The sequence below is a fragment of the Pseudomonas sp. LjRoot71 genome (genome assembly GCF_964253255.1).
Lineage (GTDB): Bacteria > Pseudomonadota > Gammaproteobacteria > Pseudomonadales > Pseudomonadaceae > Aquipseudomonas.
Window position 1 is genome coordinate 4,413,538 of the sequence record NZ_CAXURA020000001.1, and the last position, 7,496, is coordinate 4,421,033.

At 56.8% G+C, this 7,496-nt stretch carries 7 protein-coding genes and 4 tRNA genes; 10 read left to right on the plus strand and 1 reads right to left on the minus strand.

What is annotated here, in order from left to right:
• The first annotated feature begins 63 nt into the window (after positions 1-63).
• The 8 genes from ACSQ17_RS20805 (at position 64) to galU (ending at position 4,867) form a co-directional block, all read left to right on the plus strand.
• Positions 64-153: transfer RNA gene (locus ACSQ17_RS20805), tRNA-Ser, on the plus strand.
• A 136-nt stretch (positions 154-289) separates the two neighbouring features.
• Positions 290-934 carry a response regulator transcription factor GacA gene (gene gacA / locus ACSQ17_RS20810; RefSeq protein WP_233684912.1) on the plus strand — a complete coding sequence of 215 codons (645 nt, stop codon included), beginning with the start codon at positions 290-292 and terminating at the stop codon, positions 932-934.
• A complete protein-coding gene (gene uvrC / locus ACSQ17_RS20815) occupies positions 921-2,762 on the plus strand; it encodes an excinuclease ABC subunit UvrC (protein WP_436070392.1) in 1,842 nt (613 codons plus the stop codon). Before gacA ends, uvrC begins: the two co-directional genes overlap by 14 nt.
• A 33-nt stretch (positions 2,763-2,795) precedes the next feature.
• Positions 2,796-3,356 carry a CDP-diacylglycerol--glycerol-3-phosphate 3-phosphatidyltransferase gene (pgsA, locus tag ACSQ17_RS20820; RefSeq protein WP_436070393.1) on the plus strand — a complete coding sequence of 187 codons (561 nt, stop codon included), beginning with the start codon at positions 2,796-2,798 and terminating at the stop codon, positions 3,354-3,356.
• Between the two features lie 67 nt (positions 3,357-3,423).
• Positions 3,424-3,499, plus strand: a tRNA-Gly gene (locus ACSQ17_RS20825).
• A 40-nt stretch (positions 3,500-3,539) separates the two neighbouring features.
• Positions 3,540-3,613 (plus strand) — tRNA-Cys (locus ACSQ17_RS20830).
• 113 nt (positions 3,614-3,726) lie between these two features.
• A tRNA-Leu gene (locus ACSQ17_RS20835) sits at positions 3,727-3,813 on the plus strand.
• Between the two features lie 214 nt (positions 3,814-4,027).
• Positions 4,028-4,867 (plus strand): UTP--glucose-1-phosphate uridylyltransferase GalU, encoded by an 840-nt coding sequence (gene galU, locus ACSQ17_RS20840; protein ID WP_436070394.1) that lies wholly within the window; start codon positions 4,028-4,030, stop codon positions 4,865-4,867.
• Positions 4,868-4,918: 51 nt separating this feature from the next.
• Here the strand turns inward: galU and ACSQ17_RS20845 are convergent, their stop codons facing one another.
• A complete protein-coding gene (locus ACSQ17_RS20845) occupies positions 4,919-5,341 on the minus strand; it encodes a VOC family protein (protein ID WP_436070395.1) in 423 nt (140 codons plus the stop codon).
• Between the two features lie 83 nt (positions 5,342-5,424).
• Here ACSQ17_RS20845 and gorA point away from each other — a divergent pair, with 83 nt between their 5' ends.
• Together gorA and ACSQ17_RS20855 are read left to right on the plus strand one after the other, a co-directional pair.
• Positions 5,425-6,783 (plus strand): glutathione-disulfide reductase, encoded by a 1,359-nt coding sequence (gorA, locus tag ACSQ17_RS20850; protein ID WP_436070396.1) that lies wholly within the window; start codon positions 5,425-5,427, stop codon positions 6,781-6,783.
• A gap of 7 nt (positions 6,784-6,790) precedes the next feature.
• Positions 6,791-7,414 carry a trimeric intracellular cation channel family protein gene (locus ACSQ17_RS20855; protein ID WP_436070397.1) on the plus strand — a complete coding sequence of 208 codons (624 nt, stop codon included), beginning with the start codon at positions 6,791-6,793 and terminating at the stop codon, positions 7,412-7,414.
• The last annotated feature ends 82 nt before the right edge of the window (positions 7,415-7,496 follow it).

The following is a 7,496-nucleotide window of genomic DNA, read 5'->3' on the forward strand; positions in this document are numbered from 1 at the left end:
CCAGCCAATACAGAGAGTTTGACAGCGTGTTGCGTTCGGGTAAGATTGCCGCCCGCAATCGCCGGAAGCGTGGCAGAGCGGTTGAATGCAACGGTCTTGAAAACCGTCGAAGGGGAAACTCTTCCGTGAGTTCGAATCTCACCGCTTCCGCCATATTCCTCTGGCCGTCACTCAGCGATCATTTATTGACGCTTGCCTTTTGACGGTTATGCGCCAAGCTGGTGACTCAGTACATCAGACTTTCAACCCAGCAACTGCTCCAAGCAGTTGATGTCGACCGGGGTGACGCTTGATCAGAGTTCTCGTTGTTGATGACCACGACCTGGTACGCACCGGCATCACCCGCATGCTGGCCGATATCGATGGTTTGCAGGTGGTTGGCCAAGCCGAGTCCGGCGAAGAGTCCCTGAAAAAAGCCCGTGAGCTGAAACCGGATGTTGTCCTGATGGACATCAAGATGCCGGGCATTGGCGGCCTCGAAGCCACGCGCAAATTGATCCGCAGCCATCCTGATCTCAAGGTCGTTGCTGTCACCGTCTGTGAAGAAGATCCTTTTCCAACGCGCCTATTGCAGGCCGGTGCCGCCGGCTATCTGACCAAGGGCGCGGCCCTGGAAGAAATGGTTCAGGCCATTCGCATGGTGTTCAGCGGACAGCGCTACATCAGCCCGCAAATTGCTCAGCAACTGGCGCTCAAATCCTTCCAGCCACAGAGCAGCAACTCACCATTCGATCTGCTATCCGAGCGGGAAATCCAGATTGCCCTGATGATTGCCGGCTGCCAGAAGGTGCAGACGATTTCCGACAAGCTCTGCTTGTCGCCGAAAACCGTAAACACCTATCGCTATCGCATCTTCGAAAAGCTGTCGATCACCAGCGATGTCGAGCTGGCACTGCTGGCCGTGCGCCACGGCATGATTGATGCCAGCAACTGAAGACAGCCGCGCGACATTCGATTCCAGCGCGTTTCTTTCCACCTGCAGCGGTCGCCCCGGCGTCTACCGCATGTTCGACGCGGACGCCAAGCTGCTGTACGTGGGCAAGGCGAAAAACCTAAAAAAGCGCCTGGCCAGCTATTTTCGGCAAAGCGGCCTGGCGCCGAAAACCGCTGCGCTGGTGGCGCGGATCGCCCAGATCGAAACCACCATCACCGCCAACGAAACCGAAGCACTGCTGCTTGAGCAAACCCTGATCAAGGAATGGCGGCCGCCGTACAACATCCTGCTGCGCGACGATAAGTCCTATCCCTATGTGCTGCTCTCCGACGGCGATTTTCCACGACTGAGCATTCATCGCGGTGCGAAGAAGTTGAAGGGGCGCTATTTCGGCCCCTATCCAAGTGCCGGTGCCATCCGTGAAAGCCTGAATCTGCTGCAGAAAACCTTTCTGGTGCGCCAGTGCGAGGACAGTTTCTACAAGAACCGTACACGCCCCTGCCTGCAGTATCAGATCAAGCGCTGCAAAGGCCCCTGTGTCGGTTTGGTCGAGCCGGCCGAGTACGCCGAAGATGTACGCCACTCGGTAATGTTCCTTGAGGGCCGCAGCAACGCGCTGACCGATGAGCTGTCGAGTGGCATGCAGGCTGCGGCCATGAGCCTGGATTTCGAGCGTGCCGCAGCGCTGCGCGACCAGATTTCGCTGTTGCGCCGGGTACAGGATCAACAGAGCATGGAAGGCGGTACGGGTGATGTGGATGTGGTCGCCGCCATGGTCAACCCCGGTGGCGCGTGCGTGCACTTGATCAGTGTACGCGGCGGGCGGGTACTGGGCAGCAAGAACTTCTTCCCACAAGTGGCGATTGAAGAGGAGGGCAGTGACGTTCTCCTGGCCTTCCTGGCGCAGTACTACCTGAGCAGTCAGGAGCGCGACCTGCCGAGTGAGTTGATCGTCAATGCGCAACACGATGACTTTCCTACGTTGATCGCAGCCATTGATGAGTCACGCGGCCGCGAGCTGAGCATCAGCTATCGCGTACGCGGCACTCGTGCGCGCTGGCAACAGCTGGCAGTGACCAATGCCGAGCAAGCCCTGGCTGCGCGCCTGGCCAATCGTGAACATGTGGCGGCACGTTTCGATGCCCTGGCTCAGGCCTTGGATATGGATGAAGTGCCACAGCGTCTGGAGTGTTTTGACATCAGCCATTCCAGTGGTGAGGCGACTGTGGCCTCCTGCGTTGTATTTGGCCCGGAAGGCCCGCTGAAATCCGATTACCGTCGCTACAACATTGAAGGCGTAACGCCGGGCGACGATTACGCTGCCATGCACCAGGCGCTGATGCGGCGGTTCAGCAAGATCAAAGAGGGCGAGGGTAAGCTGCCCGATATTCTCCTGGTCGACGGCGGTAAAGGCCAATTAGCCATGGCCCGTGAAGTCCTGGAAGAACTGGCGGTACCTGATCTGATTTTGCTCGGCGTGGCCAAGGGCACCACACGCAAGCCTGGCCTGGAAACCCTGTACCTGAATGATGCCGCACATGAATTCACCTTGCCGGGTAACTCGCCAGCCCTGCACCTGATCCAGCAAATCCGTGATGAATCGCACCGATTTGCCATTACCGGGCACCGTGCACGGCGCGGTAAGACCCGGCGCACTTCGACGCTTGAAGAGGTTGCCGGTGTAGGCCCCAAGCGGCGGCGTGAGTTGCTCAATCATTTTGGCGGACTGCAAGAGTTGTCTCGTGCGAGCATCGAAGAAATTGCCAAAGCGCCCGGTATCAGTAAAAAGCTTGCCGAGTCGATTTATGCCGCACTGCACAGCGAGTAGAATGCCGGCTCTCTTTACAGCCAAGTTGTGTCGATGAATATCCCCAACCTGCTTACCGTGCTCCGGGTTCTGCTGATTCCGGTATTTATTCTGCTGTTCTACCTTCCTTTCAGTTGGAGTTACTGGGCCGCCAGTGCAGTGTTTGCGATTGCGGCTGCCACCGACTGGCTGGATGGCTACCTGGCGCGCCGCTGGGAGCAGAGCACCCCCTTTGGCGCCTTTCTTGATCCGGTTGCCGACAAACTGATGGTTGCTGTTGCGCTGGTATTGCTGGTGGATGAGCACTCCAACCTGTGGCTGACCTTGTCGGCAGCGATCATTATCGGTCGCGAAATTGTAGTATCCGCCCTGCGTGAGTGGATGGCCGAGCTTGGCGCCCGTGCACAGGTCGCGGTTTCTCGGCTCGCGAAGTGGAAAACCGCCGCGCAGATGGTGGCTCTGGTAATTCTGTTGGCCAACCCACCAACCTTTACCCTCTGGGTTTTGATCGGTTATGCGCTACTGATCATAGCTGCAGTGCTTACGCTCTGGTCCATGGTGCAGTACCTGCTGGCTGCGTGGCCGCACCTGCGGATCACCTCTGAAAAGAAATAAGCTTTTTTGAATCAAGGGGTTGACGGAAAGCTCCGAAGCTATAGAATGGCGGCCGTCAACACGACAAGCGGGAATAGCTCAGTTGGTAGAGCACGACCTTGCCAAGGTCGGGGTCGCGAGTTCGAGTCTCGTTTCCCGCTCCAGTTTTCAACGGGCCGTCTGATACGGTCCGTTTAGTTTCAAGGCTGAGTAGCAGAGTGGTTATGCACCGGATTGCAAATCCGTGAACGCCGGTTCGATTCCGACCTCAGCCTCCAATTTAGAAAAGCCTCGTAGATCACTGATTTACGAGGCTTTTTCATATGAGTTTGAAACCTTGCAGGGGCTGTTCGGGCTGTATATAGTCCAAACCTCGCAACGTAGCGCTACCGCCCGAATGGCGAAATCGGTAGACGCAAGGGACTTAAAATCCCTCGAGGGTAACCTCGTGCCGGTTCGACCCCGGCTTCGGGCACCATAAGTACAGTTCTTCTGAACGCAAAAACCGGCTCAAACAGCCGGTTTTTTTGTGCCCGACGTATAGCTTAGATGAACAATGATCCAGGACTTTTGTCCGATTCAGCGCGGTCTGCGCCAGTAACCGAAAAGGCTGTATGCAGGCCATTGTAAGGCCCGTAGGGCCTGATAAACTGCTCACGCAATTTTCACCCCTTCATCCTCCAAGGTCTCCCATGATCAAGAAATGCTTGTTCCCAGCAGCCGGTTACGGCACCCGTTTTCTGCCAGCCACCAAGGCCATGCCCAAGGAAATGCTGCCGATTGTGAACAAGCCATTGATCCAGTACGGCGTCGAAGAGGCGCTGGAAGCCGGCCTGACAGAAATCGCCATGATTACCGGCCGCGGCAAGCGTGCCCTGGAAGATCACTTCGACATCAGTTACGAGCTTGAGCACCAGATCCGCGACACCGACAAGGAAAAGTACCTGGTCGGCATCCGTCGTCTGATCGATGAATGCAGCTTTTCCTACACCCGCCAGGTGGAGATGAAAGGCCTCGGTCACGCCATTCTCTGTGGCCGCCCGCTGATTGGTGACGAGCCTTTCGCCGTGGTGCTGGCTGACGACCTGTGCATGAACCTGGAAGGCGACGCCGTGCTGACGCAGATGGTCAAGCTGTATAACCAGTTCCGCTGCTCGATCGTGGCCATTCAGGAAGTACCGCCGGAGGAGACCCATAAGTACGGTGTAATCGCCGGTGAGATGATTCGCGATGACATCTACCGCGTTAACAGCATGGTCGAGAAACCCAAACCGGAAGATGCACCGTCGAACCTGGCGATCATTGGTCGCTACATTCTGACGCCGGACATCTTTGAACTGATCGAACAGACCGAACCGGGTAAAGGCGGGGAAATTCAGATCACTGATGCCTTGATGAAGCAAGCGCAGAATGGCTGCGTAATGGCCTACAAGTTCAAGGGCAAGCGTTTCGACTGCGGCGGTGCGGAGGGTTATATCGAGGCCACCAACTTCTGTTTCGAGCACCTCTACAAAACCGGCAAAGCTTACTGATTCAGGCTTGACCGCTACACCACACAGCCACCTTCGGGTGGCTGTGTGCATTCAGGGCAAAGGCATGTGCTCGGCGCCAGGCCCCAACGGCTGGCCATAGCTGAACTCCACATAATTGCCCGCCGGGTCGCGTAACCCGCAGTAATAACCTACTGGATAAGGTTCATCACGCGGCGCCCAAATCAGACACCCAGCCAATCGGGCACGCTCGGCAATCTGCTCGACGTGCTCCCGGCTTTCCACGGCAAAGCCGAAATGGCTGTAGTCCTCTGCTGCCAACTGCCGGTCTTTCCCGCCAGGCATGATCACGAAGATAAAGCTGTGTTCTTTGCCAGGTTCGGCCATCCAGACAATTCTCGATCCCTTGCCGGCACGCTGATGAACCACCCGCATTGCACAAAATTGCTGGTAAAAGCTGACACATGCATCCAGGTTCGGTACATGCAAAGCCACATGAGTAAGGGTAGGGCGCATCAGTGAATCTCCTGTTGAGCATGCTTCAAGCTTAGGCCCTGAGCCGGCTTGGGGTATGCTGTCAGCCTGTTCTGGAGGCTGAAATGACCTACGACTTTGACCTGTTTGTGATCGGTGCCGGTTCCGGCGGTGTGCGTGCGGCGCGCTTTGCTGCGGGCTTCGGCGCGCGGGTGGCCGTTGCTGAAAGCCGCTACCTGGGCGGCACCTGTGTCAACGTTGGCTGTGTGCCGAAAAAGCTGTTGGTGTACGGCGCGCACTTCGCCGAGGACTTCGAGCAGGCCCAAGGATTCGGCTGGACACTGGGCAGCGCGAAATTCGACTGGGCTACCTTGATCGCCAACAAGAACCGCGAAATTGAACGGCTCAATGGCATCTACCGTAACCTGCTGGTGAACAGTGGCGTGACCTTGCTGGAAGGCCATGCACGTATTGTCGACGCACACAGTGTTGAGCTTGGCGGTAAGCGCTACAGCGCCGAACACATACTGATTGCCACCGGCGGCTGGCCACAGATTCCTGATGTGCCAGGACATGAACATGCCATCGGTTCGAATGAAGCCTTCTTCCTTGAGCAGTTACCCAAGCGCGTATTGGTAGTGGGCGGCGGCTATATTGCCGTGGAATTCGCGTCGATCTTCAACGGGCTGGGTGCAGACACCTCGCTGCTTTATCGCGGCGATTTGTTCCTGCGTGGGTTTGACAAGGCCGTGCGGCTGCATCTGCAAGATGAGCTGAACAAACATGGCGTGAACCTGCAGTTCAACAGCGATATCGCCCGCATCGACAAGCAAGCCGATGGCAGCCTGCAGGCCACCCTCAAGGACGGTCGTGTGCTGGAGGCCGATTGCATCTTCTACGCCACCGGACGGCGCCCGATGCTGGATAACCTTGGCCTGGAAAACACCCAGGTCGAGCTGGACGAGCGCGGTTTTATCAAAGTGGATGCCCAGTACCAGACCAGCACGCCGTCGATTCTCGCCATTGGAGATGTCATCGGCCGCGTGCAGTTGACGCCTGTTGCGCTGGCCGAAGGCATGGCGGTTGCCAGACGTCTGTTTAAGCCAGAGGAATACCGCAAGGTCGACTACCAATTGATACCGACGGCTGTATTCAGCCTGCCAAACATTGGCACGGTCGGCCTCAGTGAAGAGCAGGCGAAGGAGGAGGGCTACAGCGTTAAAATCTTTGAAAGCCGCTTCCGGCCGATGAAACTGACTATGACCGAAAGCCAGGAACGCACCTTGATGAAGCTGGTGGTGGACACTGCCACAGACCGCGTACTGGGTTGCCATATGGTCGGCCCGGACGCCGGTGAAATTGTTCAAGGCCTGGCGGTGGCGCTTAAAGCAGGTGCTACCAAGCAGCTGTTCGATGAAACCATCGGTGTGCACCCAACGGCCGCCGAAGAGTTCGTCACCATGCGTACTTCTGTATCGTCCTGAGGTCAGCATGGCGCAACTGTTCTATCTGGCCGACCTGTTCGGCGTTGCGGTATTTGCCATCACCGGTGCCCTGATGGCCGGGCGCAAATCCATGGATTTGTTCGGCGTATTGGTGATTGCCATTGTCACCGCGCTGGGCGGTGGCACGCTGCGTGATGTGATTCTGGACAACCATCCGGTCAGTTGGATTCGAAACGACCTGTATATCGTCGTCGCATCGCTGGCAGCCGTTGGTACGGTGGTCTGGGTACGACTGACGCAGCCAATTCATGAGAAAGGTCTGCTATTGGCCGATGCATTCGGCCTGGCGGTGTTTACCGTGATTGGCACAGAAGTCGCCATGCAGCACAACGTACCGCACAGCACAGCCGTGATCATGGGGGTGATGACTGGGGTTGCCGGTGGCGTGATGCGTGATGTGATCTGCAACGAAATCCCGCTGATCTTCCAGAAAGAAATCTACGCCACAGCGTGCATTGCCGGTGCACTGGTATTTATCGTAATGCGTGCGCTGGGTACGCCGCACTGGTTGGATACGGGCGTGGCCATGCTCACCGTGCTGCTGATTCGTCTGGCAGCCATTCGTTGGCATATAGCGTTGCCCAGTTTTCATTTGCTGGACCGTGACTGAACAGGAGAGAGTTGAAGGCTGCAACGGGGATTGAAAGGCTGTTGCAGCACTCACATTCAATATATTTAATTTAACATAATAT

What these genes read in the sequence shown, in the direction of transcription:
- uvrC (WP_436070392.1), top strand. Translation starts at nt 921, where the DNA reads ATGCCAGCAACTGAAGACAGCCGCGCGACATTCGATTCCAGCGCGTTT.
- ACSQ17_RS20845 (WP_436070395.1), bottom strand. Translation starts at nt 5,341, where the DNA reads ATGCGCCCTACCCTTACTCATGTGGCTTTGCATGTACCGAACCTGGAT.
- galU (WP_436070394.1), top strand. Translation starts at nt 4,028, where the DNA reads ATGATCAAGAAATGCTTGTTCCCAGCAGCCGGTTACGGCACCCGTTTT.
- gorA (WP_436070396.1), top strand. Translation starts at nt 5,425, where the DNA reads ATGACCTACGACTTTGACCTGTTTGTGATCGGTGCCGGTTCCGGCGGT.
- pgsA (WP_436070393.1), top strand. Translation starts at nt 2,796, where the DNA reads ATGAATATCCCCAACCTGCTTACCGTGCTCCGGGTTCTGCTGATTCCG.
- ACSQ17_RS20855 (WP_436070397.1), top strand. Translation starts at nt 6,791, where the DNA reads ATGGCGCAACTGTTCTATCTGGCCGACCTGTTCGGCGTTGCGGTATTT.